Source organism: Streptomyces sp. NBC_00726, assembly GCF_045161735.1.
Lineage (GTDB): Bacteria > Actinomycetota > Actinomycetes > Streptomycetales > Streptomycetaceae > Streptomyces.
The window spans coordinates 5,234,693-5,255,983 of sequence record NZ_CP108983.1; the positions used below are offsets into that span (position 1 = coordinate 5,234,693).

Below are 21,291 nucleotides of genomic sequence, written 5' to 3' on the forward strand. Positions count from 1 at the left end.
GGCGAACCGAACCTGTCCGATGGAGAGAAGCAGATGGTCACTTCGCGATCGGCCGCCGCCGCTCGGCAGCCGGTGGTGTCCCTGCGCCGACGGGGATCCGTGCTGGAACGCGCGATCCTCGAAGCGGCGCTGGAAGCGCTGAGTACGGTGGGCTGGAACGGCCTGACGATGGAAGGTGTGGCCGCGGGCGCCCAGACGGGGAAGGCGGCGATCTACCGGCGCTGGTCCTCCAAGGAGGAGCTGGTGGCCGAGGCGCTGCGCAGCGCGATGCCGGCCCTGGGCCGTGCGCCGGACTCGGGCAACATCCGCGACGATCTCTACCAGCTGTGCCGGGGCATGCGCGACGCGATGCTGTCCACCTCCGGCTCGGCCCTGCGCGCGGTCATTCACGAATGCGACGCGGGCACGGCGGAACGCTTCCAGTCAGTGATCCTCGACGGCGTGATCCGGCCGTCCACCGACCTCATCAGGGAAGTGGTGGGCCGAGGTGTCGAGCGAGGCGAGGTCCGCCCAGGGGTCATGCGGGAACTGGCCTTCGACGTCATTCCCGCGATGATGATGTACCGCACCAAGGTATGCGGCAGCGAGTGGGACGATGCGGAGATCGAGGCGCTGATCGACCAGGTCGCCGTGCCGTTCTTCCGCTCCGGTCCTCACTGAACGCCCTGCCAGGAGCCGTGGGGCGCGCGCCTTCCGGCGCGTGACCGCCGGTGCGAGCCCGAGAGGGGTGCCCCGGGGTGTTCCTGGCGCCCCCTTCGGCGTACGCTGACAGACGCCATGCCGTACGAACCACCCACGCACACCGTCGAGCGCTCACTGCGCGCCACCACCGGTGCCAAGATCGTCGCTGGTGTCGACGAAGTCGGACGCGGAGCGTGGGCGGGCCCTGTCACGGTGTGCGCCGCGGTCACCGGCCTCCGCAGGCCCCCCGCCGGACTCACCGACTCCAAACTGATCAGCCCCAAGCGCCGTGCTGAACTCGCCCCGCTGCTGGAGAGCTGGGTCACCGCGTACGCCCTCGGTGACGCCTCCCCCCAGGAGATCGACGCACTCGGCATGACCGCCGCGCTACGGCTCGCGGCCGTACGGGCCCTGGAGGCCCTGCCGGTCCGCCCCGACGCGGTGATCCTGGACGGCAAGCACGACTACCTGGGCAGCCCCTGGCAGGTCCGTACCGTCATCAAGGGGGACCAGTCCTGCGTCGCGGTGGCCGCGGCCTCGGTCATCGCCAAGGTCCGCCGGGACGCCATGATGGCCGAACTCGGCGCGCGGAACGGTGAGTACGCGGACTTCGGGTTCGATGCCAACGCCGGGTATCCGTCCCCCGTACACAGGGCCGCGCTTGAGGAGCGTGGGCCCACCGCCCACCACCGTCTCTCGTGGTCCTACCTTGACGCGCTGCCCAGGTGGCAGCACCTGAAGAAGGTCCGTTTCTCCGCCGAGGCGGCCGCACTGGAAAGCGGGGGCCAGCTCGGCTTCGACTTCTGATCGCGCATATGTGCCCACCCGCCGATGCCTGCGGTATCGGCGTTTGATAGACAACCACCCATGCCTCTCATCCCCGAGGAGCCTCAGATTCACGAGAGCGCCCAGGGTCCCCGCGCCACCCCGGCCACCGGCCGCGCCGCGTCGACCCCTCGTCCCGTACCCGGTCCGCGTACAGCGGCCACGCCGCGCCCCGGTCGCCCGGTGCCCGGCCCGCGGCCTGCGCCCCCGGCGCAGCGCCGGCACTCCAGCTCCGGCAGGCCCCAGGCGGCTCCGTCGGAGAATCGTTCCGCACCGCAGCTCCAGGTGATCCCCGCAACGGCCGACGGGGCGCTCGACGCCGCCGACGAGGCGGTGGATCTGCTGCTCGACTCGGGTCGCGCACCCGGCGACATCCTGGTGCTGACCACGGGCGACCAGCACCCGTGGGCGACCCACGAGCTCACCTTCGGTGAGGCCGCCTACTGGGCCCAGCACGAAGCGGGCGACGACGTCTTCTTCGCCGCGGCTGCGGCGGCGGACAGGGTCAAGCCCCGGCCCGTGGTGATCGTTGCGGTCAACAGCCCGGCCGACGACGCGGCCGCGCGGGCACTGGCCAAGGGGCGGGAGTCCGCCGGTGCGCTGCTGATCGTCTGCGGCGACCCGCAGCGGATCAACGCCGTGCTCGGCGCCGGCGTCTGAGGATCGGCGCCGGCCGGTCCGTGGCTGGTTCCAACCCGGCACGACCCGGCGGCTTCGGCGGTCCGGCTGTCCGAGAGGGCTGTCGGGCCGCCGAAGTGTGCCCAGTCAGCGTGCGGCGGAGCGATGCAGTGCCTGCGCCGCTCCGCCACCAGTACGCGACGGAACCTGCTCGGAAGTCAGGGCGGTGTCCGAGAGGGCTGAGGGCTGCGACAGTGAGTTGGGACGGCGGCCGCCCCTGCCCTCGCCGAGCACCTGCCAGCCGCCCCGGGTCAGCGTGATGTACGCGCCGCACCGCAGCCCGTGCAGTGTGCAGGCGTCCCGCAACCCCCACATCCACGCTCCGTCCTCCTCCGTCCAACGCTCGTCACCTTCACGGCAGTAGAGCAGTACCGCGGTGCGGACGGGCGTACGGCGGCGCAGATCATGCGGGATGACGCGGCGCAGGTGCGCCAGCAGTGAGTTCCGGAACTCCCAGCCGTCGGCCGTCACCGAGCGGCGGGCGAACGAGGCGCTCGCCGTCAGGCGCTCCTCGTGGTCCAGGACGGCGACCACGGCGGTGGCCGGCGTCGGCCGGTGCCTGGCATGCAGACCGCTGACCACCTCACGCGGGCTGCGCAGCAGAGGTATTCCGGCCGCTGCCCACTCGGCCGGTTCGAGCATTCTGGCAAGGCGGTTGGCGGAGTCGGCGGCTGCCGACATCGAAGTGGCTGCGGACGGAGCGAATCCGAAGGTCACGGTCCTCCCTTCGCATACGCGCCCACGATGCGGGCAGGGTCGGGTGAGGGCGCGCCGCGGCACAGCCCTTTCGGGCCCGCGAAAGGACCGTGCGGGGAGCGAGTCCAATTCTTCCTGGCGTATCGGCAGGCGGCAACGAGCAATTGGCGAGGCTGACGGTATTCAGCCGGAATGACACGGATATCCCTGCCCAGTCCGGCCCCGTCTGACGCCTCCTGTCACGCCTGAACAGCGAGGACCAGCGGAAACACCGCCTCCGCTCCGGCCCGACGCAGCAAGCGGGCTGCCACGGCGAGCGTCCAGCCGGTGTCCGAGAGATCGTCCACGAGCAGTATCGGTCCGTCCACGGCCGCCAGGGCATCCGCGAGGTCGGGCGCGACGACCAGCCTCTCGTGCAGGGCGCGGACCCGCTGCGCGCTGTTGGTCTGCGACATCCGGACCGCATCGGCGTCCGGAGCCAGGGCCACACATCCCAGCAGGGGCATCCGCCCCACTCTGGCGATGTGCCTGCCGAGCGATTCGATGAGCTGGGGTCTGCGGTCCGAGGCCATGGTGACGACACCGACCGGGCGGGGCACGGCGGCGACGGCCCCAGGCGCCCAGCCGCCGGGACCTCTGGCCCAGTCGGCCAGCACGGTCACCACGGCATCGGCCACGTCACCCGGCACCGGAGCGTCGGATGCCTGGGCCGCCAGTATCGGGCGCAGCCTGTTGCCCCAACCGATGTCGGTGAGCCTGCCCAGCGCCCGGCCGGCGCCGGAGAGCTCCGTCATGGGAATCCTGCCCTTGAGATCGACCCCCACCGACGCGAGCCCGGTCGGCCACATCTTGCGAGGTTCCACCTCCACACCAGCCCTGCGAAGCTCACCCTTCGCGGTGTCCAGAGCGGCATCGGAGACTCCCGCGCCGAACCGGGCCCCGGCACAGTTGTCGCAGCGCCCGCACGCGGTCGCCGCCTCGTCGTCGAGCTGACGGCGCAGGAACTTCATCCGGCAGCTGTCCGTCGTGGCGTAGTCGCGCATGGCCTGCTGCTCGGCAGCGCGCTGACGGGCCACCCACGCATAGCGTTCGGCGTCGTAGACCCAGGGCTCTCCCGTCGAGGTCCAGCCGCCCTTCACTCGTCGGACCGCCCCGTCGACGTCGAGGACCTTGAGCATGCTTTCCAGCCGTGCGCGGCGCAGGTCGACCAGCGGCTCCAGGGCGGGCAGCGAGAGTGGCCGTCCGGCCTGGCCCAGCGCGTCGAGGGTGCGCCGGACCTGCTCCTCCGGCGGGAAGCCGACCGACGCGAAGTACTGCCAGATCGCTTCGTCCTCCTTGCCCGGCAGGAGCAGCACCTCGGCATGTTCGACTCCGCGTCCGGCGCGGCCCACCTGCTGGTAGTAGGCGATGGGGGAGGACGGCGAACCGAGGTGCACGACGAAGCCGAGGTCGGGCTTGTCGAAGCCCATGCCGAGCGCGGAAGTCGCCACCAGCGCCTTGATGCGGTTGGCCAGCAGATCGTCCTCGGCCTGCTGCCGTTCCGCGTTCTCGGTGCGGCCGGTGTAGGAGGCGACGGTGTGCCCGCACTGGCGGAGGTACGTGGTGACCTCCTCGGCGGCCGCAACCGTCAGTGTGTAGATGATTCCCGAGCCCGGAAGCTCCTTGAGGTGGTCCCCCAGCCATGCCAGGCGGTGGGCCGCGTTGGGCAGTCGCAGCACGCTGAGGCTCAGACTCTCGCGATCCAGCGAGCCTCTCAGCACGAGCGCGTCCGCGTCGGCACCGGTACCGAGCTGCTCCGCCACGTCCGCGGTGACCCGGGCGTTCGCCGTGGCGGTGGTGGCGAGCACCGGGACGCCGGCGGGAAGGTCGGCGAGCATCGTCCGCAGTCGGCGATAGTCGGGCCGGAAGTCGTGGCCCCAGTCGGAGATGCAGTGCGCCTCGTCCACGACGAGCAGACCGGTGGTCAGGGCGAGCTGGGGCAGAACCTGGTCGCGGAAATCAGGATTGTTGAGGCGTTCGGGGCTGACCAGCAGGATGTCGACCTCACCGGCGGCCACTTCGGCCTGCACGGTGTCCCACTCCTCCATGTTGGACGAATTGATCGTGCGCGCGCTTATGCCGGCGCGGGCCGCCGCCGCGACCTGGTTACGCATCAGCGCCAGCAGCGGCGAGACGATGACCGTCGGTCCGGCGCCCCGGGCGCGCAGAAGGGAGGTGGCGACAAAGTACACTGCGGACTTTCCCCAGCCGGTGCGCTGGACCACCAGTGCTCGACGCCTGTCCGCGACAAGTGCCTCGATGGCCCGCCACTGGTCCTTACGCAGCCGCGCGGTACCCGAGGCATCTCCGACGAGTCGGGCCAGTACGGAATCGGCCGAAGCCCTGAGCTCTGCGCGGTCTGCGTTGGTCATGCCTCCCATGCAACCCGATGACTCCGACAACCGCGAACAGCCGATTACCCTCTGTGGATAAGTTATCCACAGGGGGTAGCGGAAATGTGCGGGTCGCGAGACGGTCTGGCCATGAACAAGCACCCCGAATCAATCGGTCCCTCCGAGGAACAGCAGATCACCCTGCGAGGCCCGGCCGAGCTGGCCGATGCTCTCCCCTATCTCATGGGCTTCCATCCGAGCGACAGCGTGGTCATGGTCGGCCTGCACGGTGGCCGTGGCCGGTTCGGATCCAGGCTCAGGCTCGGTATTCCGCATTCCCCGTCGGAATGGCCGACGGTCGCCGATCAGCTCGCCGAGTGCCTGATCAAGGGAAGTGAGCGGCGTGACGCCCGGCCCGACGCCATCGTCGTCTTCCTCTGTCAGGACCCGGTGGACGGCGAGACGGGCAATCAGACCATGGAGCGCCTGCGGCCGTTCGCCCAGCGGCTGCGTACGGCGTGCGGAGCGCTGGACGTGCCCGTCCTCGAAGTGCTGTGCATCTCGGGCAACCGCTTCTGGTCCTATGTCTGCCCCGATGCCCGCTGCTGCCCGGCAGAAGGGAACCTGCTGGCCATGCCCGGCACCTCGGTGATGGCGGCGGCGGCCACCTACGCCGGCATTCAGGTGCGGGGATCGCTGCGCGAGATGGAGGCGAGGCTCACCCCGCACACTCGCACATCGGCCACCGCCCAACTGCGCGCCCTGGACGCGGCGGGCAGCGCGATGGTGCCGTTGCTGCTCGACCGGGAACGCCGCCAGGAGCTCGGCGCTGAAACACTGAAGCTCGCCGGCCGCCTGCTGGACCGCCTCGGGAAGGCGCCCGCGACGACGCCATCCCTCGCGGACATCAACGACGACGGACTGATCAGCGACGAGGAGGCCGCGTCGATGATTCTCGGCCTCCAGGACAGGGAGATCCGCGACCGGGCGGCCGAGTGGATGGAAGGGCCGAAGGCGTATGCGGCCTTGAGGCTCTGGCGAGCGCTGGCCCGCCGCTGCGTCGCCCCGTATGAAGAGCACGCCGCAGCTCCGCTCACCCTGGCGGGCTGGGTCTCCTGGTCGACCGGCGACGAACCGGCGGCGCGCGTCGCGCTGGGGCTCGCCCTGCGCCTCGACCCGCATTACACCTTCGCGCAACTGCTGCATGAGGCGTGCAATCAGGGCCTCGACCCGGAAACGCTGCGGCGCTGTCTGCGGGGCGAGCGCAGCGAGCGGGCAGCCCGGCACGGCCGGCGTGCGGAACGGGTCGCGGGGGCCCGTCCTGCACGGGTGAAGCCTGCCGGGCGCGCCAGGACGCGCCCTGGTTCCACTCGGCCCGGCCCGGGCGCGGCGGACAGGCGGCGGTCCGCCCGGCCAGGGGTGCAAGGACGTCGCGGGACCAGGACCGGCCGTTGAGACCAGTGCGGCGCCGGGTTCCGGCGCCGCACGCGGGGCCGGCTGTATGCCTCGCGCCGACACGGGGATGCCCGGCCCGCGCTTTTCCGGAGGCCCGGGAGCGGGCTCCGGGGGCTGGCGAAGAGTCACCGGGAAGGGAGTGTTTATCGTCAGGAAGACGACTATGATCGCGGCATGCCGCCCTACGACCCGTCGACTTTTCCACCGTTCGCCGTCACCGTCGACCTGGTGGTGCTCACGGTGCGTCGGCACGCCCTCTGCGCGCTGGTGGTACGTCGGGGCGAGACCCCGTTCCAGGGCAGATGGGCACTGCCGGGCGGTTTCGTCAGGGCGGATGAGGATCTGGGCGCCGCGGCGGCACGTGAGCTTGCCGAGGAGACCGGCCTGTGCGCACAGGATCCGGTCGCCCCGGCCGTAGGCAACGGTGCCCACCTGGAACAGCTCGCCACGTACGGGGATCCGGCCCGGGACCCGAGGATGAGGGTTGTCAGCGTCGCCCATCTCGCACTGGCCCCCGATCTGCCCGCTCCCAGAGCGGGAGGCGACGCGAACAGCGCGCGATGGGCGCCCGTCGAGGACCTGCTCGGACCTGAGGGCGGCTACGCGCCGGATGGCGAGCACCAGGCGCCGTTGGCCTTCGACCACGCGAAGATCCTCGCCGACGGGGTCGAGCGGGCCCGGTCCAAGATCGAGTACTCCTCGCTGGCCACGGCCTTCTGCCCACCCGCCTTCACGGTCGGAGAGCTGCGCCGGGTGTACGAGGCGGTGTGGGGCGTGGTGCTGGATCCGAGGAACTTCCACCGCAAGGTGACGGGTACGCCAGGCTTCCTGGTGCCGACCGGGGGCACGACAACGCGGCAGGGGGGCCGTCCGGCCCAGCTGTTCCGGTCAGGCACAGCGACCGTGCTCAACCCGCCGATGCTGAGGCCCGAGGTCTAGGCACTCCCAGCCCTGGGTGGAGACATGGGACGCCGCGCGCTCCACCTTGCGTAAAAAGTTCAATATGTCGGGTTATCGTGCTGCGGTACTCACTCGCCGCGGGCGGCTCCGCCTTCGCCGTCCCTGTTCCTGCGAGAGAAGCGATGCTCCAGGCCGTCGGACTCACCAGCACCCCCTCCCGTGGACAAGCCCCCGCCGTGGACGACCTCACCTTCGACGCGGAGCCGGGATGCGTCACCGCACTGCTGGGGGCGCCGGGTTCCGGGAAGACCGCGGCCCTGCGGTTGATGCTCGAACTGGAGCAGGGCCGGGGGGTGACCTACTTCCGAGGCCGGCCGCTGCACCGCGTCCCGAACCCGGTCGGTGAGGTGGGAGTGGTGCTGGGTGATGTGCCGGGGCACCCCGCCCGCACCGTTCGCGGGCAACTCCGCATGCTCTGCACCGCGGCGGGCGTACCCGTATCCAGGGCCGACGAACTGCTCGACGCGGTGGGCCTTGCCGGTCTGCGGGATCAGCGCATCGCCACGCTCTCCCTCGGCATGGACCGCCGGCTGGCGCTCGCCTGCGCGTTGCTCGGGGACCCGCATACGCTCCTTCTGGACGATCCGGCGGAGGGTCTGGCGCCGAGGGAGGCCGACTGGGTGCACGGGATGCTGTGCTCCCATGCCGAGCGCGGTGGAACCGTCCTGTTCGCGACCAGGGATCCCAAGGAGGCTGCCCGCTCGGCGGGTCATGTGGTCACCCTCGACGGTGGGCGCATGGTCGCCGACCAGGATGGGGCGGCCTTTTCCCGTACCCGCCTGCGGCCTCGTGTGGCGGTCCGCTCCCCGCAGGCCGCCCGCCTTGCCGTGATCGTCAGCCGGGAAGCGCGTGCTGCCCGGCGATCCGTGGAGGTCGTCGCCGAGGCGGCCGGCAATCGGCTCTCCGTGTACGGCAGCAGCTGCGCGGAAGTGGGCGACGCCGCGTTCCGGCACGGGCTTCCCGTTCACCAGCTCGCCGACGAAGTGGGCGACGCACGTCCCGTGGGCGCGGCTGCGGCCCCGGCCGGCCATCGCACCGCCGATGACCACCCCGGCGCATCCTCCCGCCCCCCACTCGCCGTCGCGCGGGGCGAGCTTCCGCCGCCGATCAGGCGGCGTCCGGCCCGAGGTCCGTTGCGGCCGGTGCGGTACGAACTACGCCGCCTGTTCGGTGTGCGGACGACAACTGTGATCCTGGCCGTCGTTCTGGCCGTTTCCGTTGGCCTCTCCGTGCTGCTGGCCCGTGACGGCCGCACCCCGCTCGTCCATGTGATCGCCGCCTGGCCTTCGCTGCTGCCGCTTCCGCCCGCCGCACTCGGGGCCGGCCTTCTCGGGGCGCTCTCCTTCGGCGACGAGTTCCGCTATCCAGCGCTCGCCGCGGGGCGGGGGAGTGTGCCCCGCAGACTCGGGCTGCTCCTCGCCAAGCTGGCGGTGTCCGGGGGAGTCGCCCTCCTGCTGGCGCTGTTCGTCGTGCTGGGCTCGGCTGCGACCCTGCGCGTCGTGTACGGCGGGAGCCTGCTCGATGTCCCCTCGAACGTGGTGTCGCTGGCGGTGAGCTGGTCCGCTCTGACCGTCGGTTGCGCCTGGGCCGGGCTGCTGGCCGCCGGCGTCTTCCGGGTGACGACCGCGGGCATCGCCGCCGTGCTCGCCGTACCCGTGGTGATGGTGCCGCTTGTCGAGCGAATGCCGAAAGTGGCGAGCACGCGTTCGATGGCTGGGCTTCCGGGCCGGCTGCGGGACCTGGCCTGGCTCCAGTGGCCGGGAGGGGTGGACCGGTGGATGTTGGCCGGTGCGCGAATCGTGGCGCATCCCGTGGGGGCGGCCCTGGCGCTGTCCCTGTCCGCTTTGACCTGCGCGTTTCTTCTCGCCGGCCTTCGCGGGAGGGTGCGGTGGTGAGCGCGCGGCAGGGCGGGCGGCAACCTCTCCGTAACCCCTACTGTGAAACGTCCGGTTTATACCAGTAAGGCGTCAATTGAGGGGCCGGTGCCGATCACCCTTTCGTGTGCTTTTCAGCAAAGACCTCAAGGGGTGGATGAGACCCGCCGACAAAGGATGCGTGAGTACCCTTGCGCACACCATGATGACCACCGCCCGCTCCGCCGATTCCGGCCTCGCCGGCCCGGGTGAACTCGACCGTTACTCGTACGCGGATGCGCCGGCCGGCGAGCGTGCCGCCGCGCGCTCCTGGGACGGCGCCGAAGCCGAACTCGGCCGGGTGGGCCGACGAGGCTCGGCCAGCCGCGGCCGCGGGCTCCACGGCCAACTTGTTCAGCAGCTGGGGCAGATGATCGTCTCCGGCGACCTCGGCGCGGACCGCCCCTTGGTGCCCGAGGAGATCGGCCAGCGTTTCGAGGTTTCCAGGACTGTCGTGCGGGAATCACTGCGCGTGCTGGAGGCGAAAGGGCTGGTCAGCGCCCGCCCCAATGTCGGTACCCGGGTGCGGCCGGTCAGTGACTGGAATCTGCTCGATCCCGACATCATCGAATGGCGCGCCTTCGGCCCGCAGCGTGATGACCAGCGCCGTGAGCTGGGCGATCTCAGGTGGACGATCGAGCCGCTTGCCGCCCGCCTTGCCGCAGGCCATGGGCGCGAGGATCTTCAGCAGCGTCTTGTCGACATGGTCGAGATCATGGGGCACGCGCTCGGCCAGGGTGACATGATCACGTGCGCCCGTGCCGATGCGGAGTTCCACTCTCTGCTCATTCAGGCCGCCGGCAACCGCATGCTGGAGCACCTTTCCGGGATCGTGTCCGCGGCGTTGCAGGTGTCCGGCGGCCCGGCCACCGCATGTGACCGGCCCAGTGAGGCATCGCTCGCCCTGCACGCGCGCATCGTGGACGCCCTCGCGTCCGGTGACTCGGCGGGCGCCGAGTCGGCCATGCGCCAGTTGCTGGTCGGGCACCACGAGACGGAACGCGTGGTGCCGGCGCCGCGCGAGCAGCACTGACCGGGGCGCGGTCAGGGTGTACGTGCCACGTGCCGTCGGACCTCGGCGGTCCGGCGGCGCAGGGCGAAGAGATGTCGCCTTGGTCGTGTTCATCGCAAATGAGGTGTGACTCGGGCCACGCGGAACGGCCGTAACACTCCTTGAAACAGCGCGATGACTTAAGAGGTGACCGTCGCAGAAGGAATACAGCAGCCGTTCAGGGCGCTGTGCAGTTCTGAGGCCAAGCCCGCGCCGTCGGTGCATTCCCCGCCCGTCGGTCGTCGGTTCCAGCCCTCTTCGGGCCGGGCCGGAAGCCGTTTCCATCGTTCCGAGAGGTTGTTCGTGTCGGCCAGCACATCCCGTACGCTCCCGCCGGAGATCGCCGAGTCCGAATCTGTGATGGCGCTCATTGAGCGGGGAAAGGCTGATGGGCAGATCGCCGGCGATGACGTGCGTCGGGCCTTCGAGGCTGACCAGATTCCGCCAACCCAGTGGAAGAACGTTCTGCGCAGCCTCAACCAGATCCTCGAGGAAGAGGGTGTGACGCTGATGGTCAGTGCCGCGGAGCCGTCGAAGCGCGCCCGCAAGAGCGTTGCAGCGAAGAGCCCGGCCAAGCGCACCGCCACCAAGACCGTCGCGGCCAAGACGACGGTGACGCGGACCGTGGCGGCGCCCGCCGCACCGGCCGCCGAGCCCGCGAGCCCGGCGGCCGAGGAGACCCCTGCGGCCGCGCCCGCGAAGAAGGCCGCAGCCAAGAAGACGGCAGCCAAGAAGACCGCCGTGAAGAAGACGGCGGCCAAGAAGACGGCCTCCAAGAAGGCCGGCAAGCAGGACGAGGAGATTCTCGACGGCGACGACGTCGTCGAGGAGGTCAAGGCCGGCAAGGGCGAGGAAGAGGAGGGCGAGGGCGAGAACAAGGGCTTCGTCCTCTCCGACGACGACGAGGACGACGCGCCCGCGCAGCAGGTCGCCGTCGCCGGTGCCACCGCCGACCCGGTCAAGGACTACCTCAAGCAGATCGGTAAGGTCCCGCTCCTCAACGCAGAGCAGGAAGTCGAGCTCGCCAAGCGCATCGAGGCGGGTCTGTTCGCCGAGGACAAGCTGGCGAACTCCGACAAGCTCGCCCCCAAGCTCAAGCGCGAGCTGGAGATCATCGCCGAGGACGGCCGTCGCGCCAAGAACCACCTGCTGGAGGCCAACCTCCGCCTCGTGGTGTCGCTGGCCAAGCGCTACACCGGCCGCGGCATGCTCTTCCTGGACCTGATCCAGGAGGGCAACCTCGGCCTGATCCGCGCGGTGGAGAAGTTCGACTACACCAAGGGCTACAAGTTCTCCACGTACGCCACCTGGTGGATTCGTCAGGCGATCACCCGCGCCATGGCCGACCAGGCACGCACCATCCGTATCCCGGTGCACATGGTCGAGGTCATCAACAAGCTCGCCCGTGTCCAGCGCCAGATGCTTCAGGACCTGGGCCGCGAGCCCACCCCGGAGGAGCTGGCCAAGGAACTCGACATGACCCCCGAGAAGGTCATCGAGGTCCAGAAGTACGGCCGTGAGCCGATCTCCCTCCACACCCCGCTGGGTGAGGACGGGGACAGCGAGTTCGGTGACCTGATCGAGGACTCCGAGGCGGTCGTCCCGGCCGACGCGGTGAGCTTCACACTCCTCCAGGAACAGCTCCACTCGGTGCTGGACACGCTGTCCGAGCGTGAGGCGGGCGTGGTCTCCATGCGCTTCGGCCTCACCGACGGACAGCCGAAGACGCTGGACGAGATCGGCAAGGTCTACGGCGTGACGCGCGAGCGCATCCGTCAGATCGAGTCCAAGACCATGTCGAAGCTGCGCCACCCGTCGCGCTCTCAGGTCCTGCGCGACTACCTGGACTAGGCCGCAACGGCGTCAGGTCGGAGTGAGGGCCCGGATTCCATGGGGATCCGGGCCCTCGCCGTGTCGTGTCCCGATCTTCACGTGCGGCGCAAGGCGAAAGTGCGCATCAGTGTTGGTGGAATGACTCTGGGTAGGCATGGTCCATCACAGAGTCAGGAGTACGCATGTCCCGCACTGTCGTCCGCACCTTGACCGGGGCGCTCGCCCTTGCCGCCACAACGGCCGTGATACCGCTCGCTTCCCCCGCCCCGGCGGCCGCCGACAGCATCATCATCGGAGGCCGGCCGGCCCACGTGGCGGACAGCCCCTGGGTGGTGGCGCTGTCCAGCCGTGACCGGTTCGGGGGTACCCGGGCCGGTCAGTTCTGCGGCGGTGTCGTGGTGGAGCCGAAGAAGGTGCTCACCGCGGCCCACTGCCTGAGCCGGGAGGCGCTGGGCACGGAGGTGGACCAGGTGAGCGATCTGCGGATCATCTCCGGCCGGGACGAGCTGAACGGCACGGGCGGCAAGGAGATCCCGGTGAGCGGGACGTGGGTCAACCCCGGGTTCGACGCCACCACCAACAGCGGGGACGTCGCCGTACTGACCCTTTCCGAGGCGCTGCCCCAGGGGGACGCGATTCCCCTGGCCGAGGCCGGTGACTCGGCGTACAAGGCGGGGACCCCCGCCGTCGTCTACGGATGGGGTGACACCACCGGATACGGCGACTACGCGTCGTCACTCAGGTCCGCACAGGTGGATGTCCTGCCCGACAGCTCGTGCGAGCGGGCGTACCCGGGCGGCAGCACCGGCACGTACGACGCCTCATCGATGCTCTGCGCGGGCGAACCGGAGGGCGGGTACGACGCCTGCCAGGGAGACAGCGGAGGGCCTCTGGTGGCGCAGGGGAAGCTTGTGGGGCTGGTGTCGTGGGGGAACGGCTGCGGGCGTGCCGGGAGCCCCGGTGTCTATACGCGGATCTCCGCCGCCATCGGCTGGATGGCGAACGCCGGCTGACGGCGCGGGCTCCCGCAGGTACGAGAACGGGCGGCTTCCCTCACGGGGAGGCCGCCCGTCGGCCGGTCCGGGACCGGCCCCTGGCTCGTCGTGGATGCAGAGGTGTCAGTGTTCCTCTTCGGCGGCTTGGGCCTGCACGGCCGTCAGCCGGTCCGTCTCATCCTGTATTTCCGCGGCGATCTTCTTGAGTTCCGGCTCGAACTTGCGACCGTGGTGGGCGCAGAAGAGCAGTTCACCGCCACTGATGAGTACGACGCGCAGGTATGCCTGGGCGCCGCAACGGTCACAGCGGTCTGCTGCGGTCAGCGGGCTCGCGGGGGTCAGAACAGTAGTCACGTCGCCTCTTCTCTAGCTCGACGAGCTGTCGTACCAGGGTCAACATCCAACCAGGCCGAAAACGTTCCCGCTCGTGGCTTTTCTTCGAAACTTCTTCTCGGGATGGCTGTCTGTTGCCGGTTCGCGGCGAATGTGCCGTATTGCGTGGCGCTACGGGTTTCGCGTTGCTTGGCTTGGTCAGTCCGGGCCGGCTGGCTTGCCGGTTGTTCATGAGGACGTGCCCGGAGCCTAAATGGTTCATGCCTGGAAGGGAACGTGATGTGCACGTCACCCCTGCGAGGGGATCGAACATGTATGCGAGCCTGGTTTAGGGTGAGGTTCTTCTAGGGTGGCGTTTCACCCGCTCTACCAGGCATCGGTACCCTCACAGCGGCACCGAAGCCGAGCCCGTGACCCACAGGGCCCCAAATGAAATTCAGCGAGGAGCGAACCGCGTGACCGCCGATACGTCCGTGCCGTCCACTGCGCTGCTGACCGGAGCAGACCGAGACGGCTCCAACTACACCGCGCGGCACCTGCTCGTACTCGAGGGGCTCGAAGCGGTTCGCAAGCGCCCGGGTATGTACATCGGGTCCACCGACAGCCGCGGTCTGATGCACTGCCTCTGGGAGATCATCGACAACTCCGTCGACGAAGCCCTCGGCGGCTACTGCGATCACATCGAGGTCGTACTCCACGACGACAACTCCGTCGAGGTCCGGGACAACGGCCGGGGCATTCCTATCGACGTCGAGCCCAAGACGGGTCTTTCCGGCGTCGAGGTCGTCATGACCAAGCTGCACGCCGGAGGCAAGTTCGGTGGCGGCTCCTACGCCGCATCCGGCGGTCTGCACGGTGTGGGCGCCTCCGTCGTGAACGCCCTCTCTGCCAGGCTCGACGTCGAGGTCGACCGCAACAGCGCGACCCACTCGATCAGCTTCCGGCGCGGTGTCCCGGGGATCTTCACCGAGCAGGGTCCGGACAGCCCGTTCGACCCGGCCAATGGGCTGCGCAAGGGCAAGCGCGTCCCGAAGACGCGCACCGGCACGCGGGTGCGGTACTGGGCCGACCGGCAGATCTTTCTCAAGGACGCCAAGCTCAACCTGGAGACGCTTCACCAGCGGGCCCGCCAGACGGCCTTCCTCGTCCCCGGCCTGACCATCGTCGTGCGCGACGAGCGTGGCCTGGACGGAGCGGGCAAGACGGAGGAGACCTTCCGCTTCGACGGAGGCATCAGCGAGTTCTGCGAGTACCTGGCCCAGGACAAGGCCGTCTGCGACGTCCTGCGCCTGACCGGGCAGGGCACGTTCAAGGAGACCGTCCCGGTCCTGGACGACCGCGGACACATGACGCCCACCGAGGTCACCCGGGAACTGGGCGTGGACATCGCGCTGCGCTGGGGTACCGGGTACGAGACCAACGTGAAGTCGTTCGTCAACATCATCGCCACCCCCAAGGGCGGCACCCACGTGACCGGGTTCGAGCGCTCCGTGACCAAGACGGTCAACGAGGTGCTGCGCTCCGCGAAGCTGCTGCGCGTGGCGGAGGACGACATCGTCAAGGACGATGCCCTTGAGGGCCTTACCGCGGTCGTGACCGTACGCCTGGCGGAGCCGCAGTTCGAGGGCCAGACGAAGGAGGTGCTCGGCACCTCGGCGGCCAACCGGATCGTCGCCAACGTGGTGGCCAAGGAGCTCAAGGCGTTCCTGACCTCCACCAAGCGGGACGCGAAGGCTCAGGCCAGGGCCGTCCTCGACAAGGCGGTGGCGGCCGCTCGCACCCGGATCGCGGCCCGCCAGCACAAGGAGGCGCAGCGCCGCAAGACGGCGCTGGAATCGTCCTCCCTGCCGGCGAAGCTCGCCGACTGCCGCAGCGACGACGTGGAGCGCAGCGAGCTGTTCATCGTGGAGGGGGACTCCGCGCTCGGTACGGCGAAGCTCGCCCGGAACAGTGAGTTCCAGGCGCTCCTGCCGATTCGCGGCAAGATCCTCAACGTTCAGAAGGCGTCGGTTTCCGACATGCTGAAGAACGCCGAGTGCGGTGCGATCATCCAGGTCATAGGAGCCGGCTCCGGGCGCACCTTTGACATCGACGCCGCCCGGTACGGCAAGATCGTTCTGCTGGTCGACGCCGATGTCGACGGCGCCCACATCCGGATCCTGCTGCTGACGCTCTTCCAGCGGTATATGCGGCCGATGGTCGAGGCGGGCCGGGTCTTCGCCGCCGTGCCACCGCTTCACCGGATCGAGCTGGTCCAGCCCAAGAAGGGCCAGGACAAGTACATCTACACCTACTCGGACAACGAACTGCGCCAGCGGCTCATGGAGCTCCAGCGCAAGAACATCCGCTACAAGGACTCGATCCAGCGCTACAAGGGGCTGGGTGAGATGGACGCCGACCAGCTGGCGGAGACGACGATGGACCCCCGCCACCGCACGCTGCGGCGGATCAACATCGGTGACCTGGAGTCCAGCGAGAAGGTCTTCGACCTGCTGATGGGCAACGAAGTGGCGCCGCGCAAGGAGTTCATCACCAGCTCGGCGGCGACGCTGGACCGCTCGCGCATCGACGTCTGAGCCACCGCTTCAGGGCCCGGCCGGTGTTCGGCGCGGGCCCGGATTCCGATGTCGTCTCCACCCGTGGGTGGAGACGACATCTCCACCCATGATCCACCCGGGAGCCGATCTGCTGGGCCGGGTCCTTCCGTAGCTTCGGAGATGCAGAACTTCTCGCGCATCTCGGAGGCGCCCATGTCCGGGCTCGTCAATGTCCTGGTGATCATCGCGGTCATCGCCCTCGTCGTGGTCCGTCAGTGCTCGGCGCAACGGATCTCCGGCGGCCGGCGCTGGTGGGTGCTGCCCGGTGTTCTGTGCTTCATGGCCCTGAGGGAGCCGGGACTCGTGGATCCGCACCATCGGATAGCCTCGGCCGTCGTCCTGGGCGCCGAACTCGTCGTCGGGCTGGTCATGGGTGCCGGATGGGCGTGGACATCCCGCGTCTGGCGTGCTGAGGACGGCTCCCTGTGGAGCAAGGGGACCCGGGCCACCGCCCTGGTCTGGGCCGGCGGACTGGCCCTGCGGGCGGCTCTGTACGGCGTCGCGGTGGTGCTGGGCGTCCATCAGGGCAGCCCCGCCCTGATGGCGGGTCTCGCGGCGACTCTGCTGATACGGGGCGGGCTGCTGGCACGCCGGGCCGCAGCGATATCCGGACCGCAGGGCGGGCCCGTCGTCGGCGCCGCGGTGCGGCAGGAGTGGAAGGACCGCGTGTGACACCCGATGCCTGGACGAGCTGGCCGTCGAGGGAAGCACTCGCCCGGGACACCCCTAGTCGCCCCCGCAGAGTGTTCGCCTGGTCGGTGCGGGCCGGCCTGCTCACGCTGATGCTGTGGGGGACCTTCACCAACGGGCAGTTCGGGCCCTGGGAGATCGTCGTCGGGCTGATCGGGGTGCTCGTCTGCGCACTGCTCGCCGTCGCCTTCTTCCGGACAACTCTCGACAACCGCCTGTGGCCGTCGCTCGGTCTGCTCGGGATGCTCATGCTGGCCGGATTCGGGGCGGGGCAGGCGGGGGCGACCGTACCCGCGACGGTGCTCTGGTGCGCCTGCGCCGTCGCCGCCCTGGAACGGCTGCCGCTGGTGGCGGGAGCGCCGGCCACAGCGGTGGCCCTCGGCGCCTACGTGGTGGTCGACACCGACGACTGGCTGACCACCGCGGCGACCACGGTGGGGCTCTGCCTCGCCGGGTATGTGCTCCGGCTGGACGCAGAGGCCCGGGGCAGTGCGCAACGGCTGCTCGCCCAGGAACGGGCGGCCCTGGTCGCGGAGGCGGAGCGGGCCGCGCTGGATGAGCGTTCCAGGATCGCCCGGGAGATCCACGACGTGCTGGCCCACAGCCTCTCCGCGCAGCTGGTGCACCTGGAGGCCGCACGCCTGCTGATCGAGAGGGAGCCCGAGGGGGAGTTCCGGGATCAGGTTCTGCAACGGGTGGTCGCGGCCCGGTCGATGGCCAGGGAGGGCCTGTCCGAGACCCGCCAGGCGCTCTCCGCGCTACGGGGTGAGGTGGCGCCGGTGGAGGACTTCCTGAGGCAGCTGGTGACGGCTGAGCCGGCCGAGGTCAGGGTCGAGGGTGCGCGGCGCACCCTGACCGCCCAGGCGTCGCAGGCGGTCCGGCGAGTGGCCCAGGAGGCCCTGACCAACGTGCGCAAGCACGCGCCCGGAGCCAGGGTGCAGCTCCGGCTGGAGTACCAGCCCGACTTCGTCGTGCTGGAGGTCAAGGACTCGGGAGGGCGGAGTCCGGAAGGGGACCTGGCTGTCAGCGGTTCCGGATACGGTCTGCTCGGGATGCGGGAGCGGGCCGAGCTGCTGGGCGGCACGCTGGAGGCAGGCCCGGGCAAGGAGGGGTTCGTGGTGAGTCTGCGGGTGCCCGCGTGACGGCGCGGGTGGTGGTGGCCGACGACCAGGCGGTGGTACGGGAAGGCATCGTTATGCTGCTCGGCCTGCTGCCCGGCATCGAGGTCGTCGGATCGGCGAAGGACGGGGAGGAAGCGGTCGCGCAGGTGGCCGAGCATGCGCCGGACGTGGTGCTGATGGACCTGCGGATGCCCCGCTGCGACGGGGTGGAGGCGACCCGGCGCATCCGTGAGGAGTTCCCCGGCACGCAGGTCGTGGTGCTCACGACCTTCGCGGACGACGACTCCCTGTTCCCCGCGCTCCGGGCGGGGGCGCGGGGCTACCTCACCAAGGACGCCGGGGGCGACGAGATCGTGAGGGCCGTCCACGCCGTCCTCTCGGGTGAGGCGGGGCTCTCGCCGACGGTGCAGCGCCGACTCCTGGAGCAGGTGACCGACGGGCCCCTCGTGACCGGTGGCGGCGGTGAGCCGGAGCCGCCGGACGGGATGACTCCACGGGAGGCCGAGGTGCTGGTCCTGATCGCCGAGGGGATGTCCAACGCGGACATCGCCCGCGCCCTCCACATCTCGCAGGCCACGGTGAAGAGCCACATCAACAACCTCTTCGCCAAGGCGGGCCTGCGCGACCGGGCCCAGGCGGTGCGCTATGCGTACCAGCGGGGGATGGTGCGCCCTCCCGGGAGATCCTTCACCTGAAGAGGTGAAGTCTCGCGAATGAAGTGCCCTGGATCTTCCCGATCTGCCCATTCTTGGATATGCGGCCGAAGTGGTCCGTGGACAAGGGGAGTTGTTCGGTGGAGAAGGAAGCAGGGCGCGAGTCCGCGGCGATGCGGCTCGACGACCCGTGGGACGACGCGCTGACCTCCGGGTGGGGCGAGCCGGACGACGCGGCCGGCTCCACGCCCGCCGTGGTGCCCGGACCGGCCGCACCACGCGGTGGCCACAGCGCGGCCGACATCTATCTGGAGGTGCAGCGCAGCGAGGCGTTCCAGGAGGTGCGCCGCCGCTACCGGCGTTTCGTCGTACCCGCCACCACGGCCTTCTTCGTCTGGTACCTCGCCTATGTCGTCACGGCGGTGACCGCGCCGGGGCTGATGGCGCGGCCGGTGGCCGGGGCGGTCAACGTGGCGATGGTGGTGGGACTCGGCCAGTTCCTGACCACGTTCCTGCTCACCGGGGCGTACGCGCGGCACGCGCGGCTGCGCAGGGACCGGGCCGCGCTCGATCTGCGGTGGGAGACGCAGGAGATGACACGGGGGGCGGGGCGTTGAGCGGCGACCACCAGACCCTGGCGCTGCTGCTGTTCAGCGCCTTCATCGCGGTCACCCTGGGCATCACCACGTGGGTGAGCCGCAACAGACACGGCTCGGCGGAGGAGTTCTACGCGGGCGGCCGTCTGTTCTCGCCCATGGAGAACGGTTTCGCCATCGCGGGCGACTACATGTCCGCCGCCTCCTTCCTGGGCATCTCCGGGCTGATCGCCCTGTTCGGCTACGACGGCATGCTGTATTCGGTCGGCTTCCTGGTCGCCTGGCTCGTCGTCCTGCTGCTCGTCGCCGAACTCGTGCGGAACTGCGGCCGGTTCACCCTCGCCGATGTCGTCGCGGCCCGGATGGCGGAGCGCCCGGTCCGCATCGCCGCGGGGACGTCCTCCGTCACCGTGTCCGTGCTCTATCTGGTGGCGCAGATGGTCGGTGCCGGGAGCCTCGTCGCGCTGCTTCTCGGCGGCACGAGCGGTGTCGCCCGCTCCTGGACCGTCGTCGGCGTCGGGGCGCTCATGGTCGTGTACGTCTCGCTCGGCGGGATGCGCGCCACCACCTGGATCCAGATCGTCAAGGCCGTCCTGCTGATGGCGGGCACCGTGGTGCTCACCGTGCTCGTGCTGGTCCACTTCCACGGGAACTTCAACGCGCTGCTCGACTCCGCCGCCGACCGCAGCGGGTACGGCAAGGACTTCCTGTCGCCCGGACTGCGGTACGGCGGGAGCTGGACGGCGCGCATCGACTTCATCAGCCTCGGCCTCGCTCTGGTGCTGGGCACGGCCGGACTGCCGCACATCCTGTCCCGCTTCTACACCGTCCCCACCGCCCGTGCCGCCCGCCGGTCCGTCGTCTGGTCCATCGGCCTCATCGGCAGCTTCTACCTGATGACCATCGTGCTCGGGTTCGGGGCCGCCGCGCTGGTCGGCTCGGCCGACGTACGGGAGTCGAATGCCGCCGGGAACACGGCCGTGCCGCTGCTGGCCATGGCGCTGGGCGGGGGCGAGGGCTCCACCGGCGGGACGATCCTGTTCGCCGTGGTCGCCGCCGTCGCCTTCGCGACCATCCTGGCCGTCGTAGCCGGGATCACCCTCGCTTCGTCGGCATCCGTCGCCCACGATCTCTACGCCTCGCTCAAGCGGCCCGGCGCCAAGCAGCGCAGCGAGGTGGCCGTCGCCCGGGTGGCGGCGGCAGGCATCGGTGTCGCCGCCATCGGGCTGGGCCTGCTCGCCCAGGATCTCAACGTGGCGTTCCTGGTGGGGCTCGCCTTCGCCGTTGCCGCGTCGGCCAACCTCCCGGTCCTGCTCTATTCGCTGTTCTGGCAGAACTTCACCACGCGCGGGGCGGTCTGGTCCGTCTACGGAGGGCTGATCCCCGCCGTGCTGCTCGTCGTGCTCTCCCCGGTCGTTTCCGGCGGCCCCAGCTCGCTCTTCCCCGGCGTCGACTTCCAGGTCTTCCCTCTGGAGAACCCCGGTCTGGTCTCCATCCCGCTGGGCTTCCTCGCCGGCTGGATCGGCACCGTTACCGGGAATGAGCCACCGGACGCGGCCAAGCACGCGGAGATCGAGGTGCGCGCGATGACCGGGGCCGGGGCCGTCTGAGCGCCGGCCGCCCCGACAGTCGGAGTCCGTCCGTGCAGAACACGCACTCCCCCCAGAACGGCAGCCCGTTCAGGACCTGGTGACGTACGTGGGACTCATGTCCCGAGGGGTGCCTGGGCCGGGTGGTGGCGGGTACGGTGGCGCCGGTGGGGGAGCGGAGGGACGGTCCGCGGGGGACTTGCTGAAATTCGTCTCTGATTCCGACCCCACGCAATCTGCTTGCGTTTCTTGC

18 protein-coding genes are annotated in these 21,291 nt (G+C 70.0%); 15 read left to right on the plus strand and 3 right to left on the minus strand.

Annotation, left to right across the window (positions count from 1 at the left end; genetic code table 11):
• Positions 1-33: 33 nt before the first annotated feature.
• From OG338_RS23490 to OG338_RS23500, 3 genes are all read left to right on the plus strand, one after another.
• Positions 34-660 carry a TetR/AcrR family transcriptional regulator gene (locus tag OG338_RS23490; RefSeq protein ID WP_405939193.1) on the plus strand — a complete coding sequence of 209 codons (627 nt, stop codon included), beginning with the start codon at positions 34-36 and terminating at the stop codon, positions 658-660.
• Between the two features lie 117 nt (positions 661-777).
• Entirely contained in the window at positions 778-1,488 is a 711-nt protein-coding gene (locus OG338_RS23495; RefSeq protein WP_405939194.1) for a ribonuclease HII, read from the plus strand.
• A 60-nt stretch (positions 1,489-1,548) separates the two neighbouring features.
• Entirely contained in the window at positions 1,549-2,166 is a 618-nt protein-coding gene (locus tag OG338_RS23500; RefSeq protein WP_405939195.1) for a hypothetical protein, read from the plus strand.
• Positions 2,167-2,271: 105 nt separating this feature from the next.
• Here the strand turns inward: OG338_RS23500 and OG338_RS23505 are convergent, their stop codons facing one another.
• Both OG338_RS23505 and OG338_RS23510 read right to left on the minus strand, forming a co-directional pair.
• A complete protein-coding gene (locus OG338_RS23505) occupies positions 2,272-2,901 on the minus strand; it encodes a hypothetical protein (RefSeq protein ID WP_405939196.1) in 630 nt (209 codons plus the stop codon).
• Between the two features lie 218 nt (positions 2,902-3,119).
• Complete coding sequence (locus tag OG338_RS23510; RefSeq protein WP_405939197.1) at positions 3,120-5,291, minus strand: RecQ family ATP-dependent DNA helicase; 2,172 nt, start codon at positions 5,289-5,291, stop codon at positions 3,120-3,122.
• Between the two features lie 111 nt (positions 5,292-5,402).
• Here OG338_RS23510 and OG338_RS23515 point away from each other — a divergent pair, with 111 nt between their 5' ends.
• The 6 genes from OG338_RS23515 (at position 5,403) to OG338_RS23540 (ending at position 13,477) form a co-directional block, all read left to right on the plus strand.
• On the plus strand, positions 5,403-6,707 hold the full coding sequence (locus tag OG338_RS23515) for a DUF4192 domain-containing protein (RefSeq protein ID WP_405939198.1): 1,305 nt from the start codon (positions 5,403-5,405) through the stop codon (positions 6,705-6,707).
• Between the two features lie 174 nt (positions 6,708-6,881).
• Positions 6,882-7,646: an NUDIX hydrolase gene (locus OG338_RS23520; RefSeq protein ID WP_405939199.1), complete on the plus strand. Its 765-nt coding sequence runs from the start codon at positions 6,882-6,884 to the stop codon at positions 7,644-7,646.
• A 143-nt stretch (positions 7,647-7,789) separates the two neighbouring features.
• A complete protein-coding gene (locus OG338_RS23525; RefSeq protein WP_405940513.1) occupies positions 7,790-9,562 on the plus strand; it encodes an ATP-binding cassette domain-containing protein in 1,773 nt (590 codons plus the stop codon).
• A 136-nt stretch (positions 9,563-9,698) separates the two neighbouring features.
• A complete protein-coding gene (locus tag OG338_RS23530) occupies positions 9,699-10,613 on the plus strand; it encodes a FadR/GntR family transcriptional regulator (RefSeq protein ID WP_405939200.1) in 915 nt (304 codons plus the stop codon).
• Between the two features lie 321 nt (positions 10,614-10,934).
• Positions 10,935-12,482, plus strand: a complete 1,548-nt coding sequence (locus OG338_RS23535) for an RNA polymerase sigma factor (RefSeq protein ID WP_405939201.1) — start codon at positions 10,935-10,937, stop codon at positions 12,480-12,482.
• Positions 12,483-12,646: 164 nt separating this feature from the next.
• Positions 12,647-13,477 (plus strand): S1 family peptidase, encoded by an 831-nt coding sequence (locus OG338_RS23540; protein ID WP_405939202.1) that lies wholly within the window; start codon positions 12,647-12,649, stop codon positions 13,475-13,477.
• A gap of 105 nt (positions 13,478-13,582) precedes the next feature.
• On the opposite strand, the gene OG338_RS23545 is transcribed toward OG338_RS23540, so the two are convergent.
• Positions 13,583-13,813 (minus strand): hypothetical protein, encoded by a 231-nt coding sequence (locus OG338_RS23545; protein ID WP_018105354.1) that lies wholly within the window; start codon positions 13,811-13,813, stop codon positions 13,583-13,585.
• A gap of 434 nt (positions 13,814-14,247) precedes the next feature.
• On the opposite strand from OG338_RS23545, the gene OG338_RS23550 reads away from it, so the two are divergent.
• The 6 genes from OG338_RS23550 (at position 14,248) to OG338_RS23575 (ending at position 21,059) form a co-directional block, all read left to right on the plus strand.
• Positions 14,248-16,368 carry a type IIA DNA topoisomerase subunit B gene (locus tag OG338_RS23550; protein ID WP_405939203.1) on the plus strand — a complete coding sequence of 707 codons (2,121 nt, stop codon included), beginning with the start codon at positions 14,248-14,250 and terminating at the stop codon, positions 16,366-16,368.
• 174 nt (positions 16,369-16,542) lie between these two features.
• The gene (locus OG338_RS23555; protein ID WP_405940514.1) at positions 16,543-17,061 is read left to right on the plus strand and encodes a DUF1453 domain-containing protein; all 519 of its coding nucleotides are present in this window, start codon (positions 16,543-16,545) and stop codon (positions 17,059-17,061) included.
• Positions 17,058-18,221: a sensor histidine kinase gene (locus OG338_RS23560; protein ID WP_405939204.1), complete on the plus strand. Its 1,164-nt coding sequence runs from the start codon at positions 17,058-17,060 to the stop codon at positions 18,219-18,221. The genes OG338_RS23555 and OG338_RS23560 overlap by 4 nt, the downstream gene beginning before the upstream one ends.
• Positions 18,218-18,895: a response regulator gene (locus OG338_RS23565; protein ID WP_405939205.1), complete on the plus strand. Its 678-nt coding sequence runs from the start codon at positions 18,218-18,220 to the stop codon at positions 18,893-18,895. The genes OG338_RS23560 and OG338_RS23565 overlap by 4 nt, the downstream gene beginning before the upstream one ends.
• A 131-nt stretch (positions 18,896-19,026) precedes the next feature.
• Positions 19,027-19,470 (plus strand): DUF485 domain-containing protein, encoded by a 444-nt coding sequence (locus OG338_RS23570; RefSeq protein ID WP_405940515.1) that lies wholly within the window; start codon positions 19,027-19,029, stop codon positions 19,468-19,470.
• Positions 19,467-21,059: a cation acetate symporter gene (locus OG338_RS23575; protein WP_405939206.1), complete on the plus strand. Its 1,593-nt coding sequence runs from the start codon at positions 19,467-19,469 to the stop codon at positions 21,057-21,059. The genes OG338_RS23570 and OG338_RS23575 overlap by 4 nt, the downstream gene beginning before the upstream one ends.
• Positions 21,060-21,291: the final 232 nt, after the last annotated feature.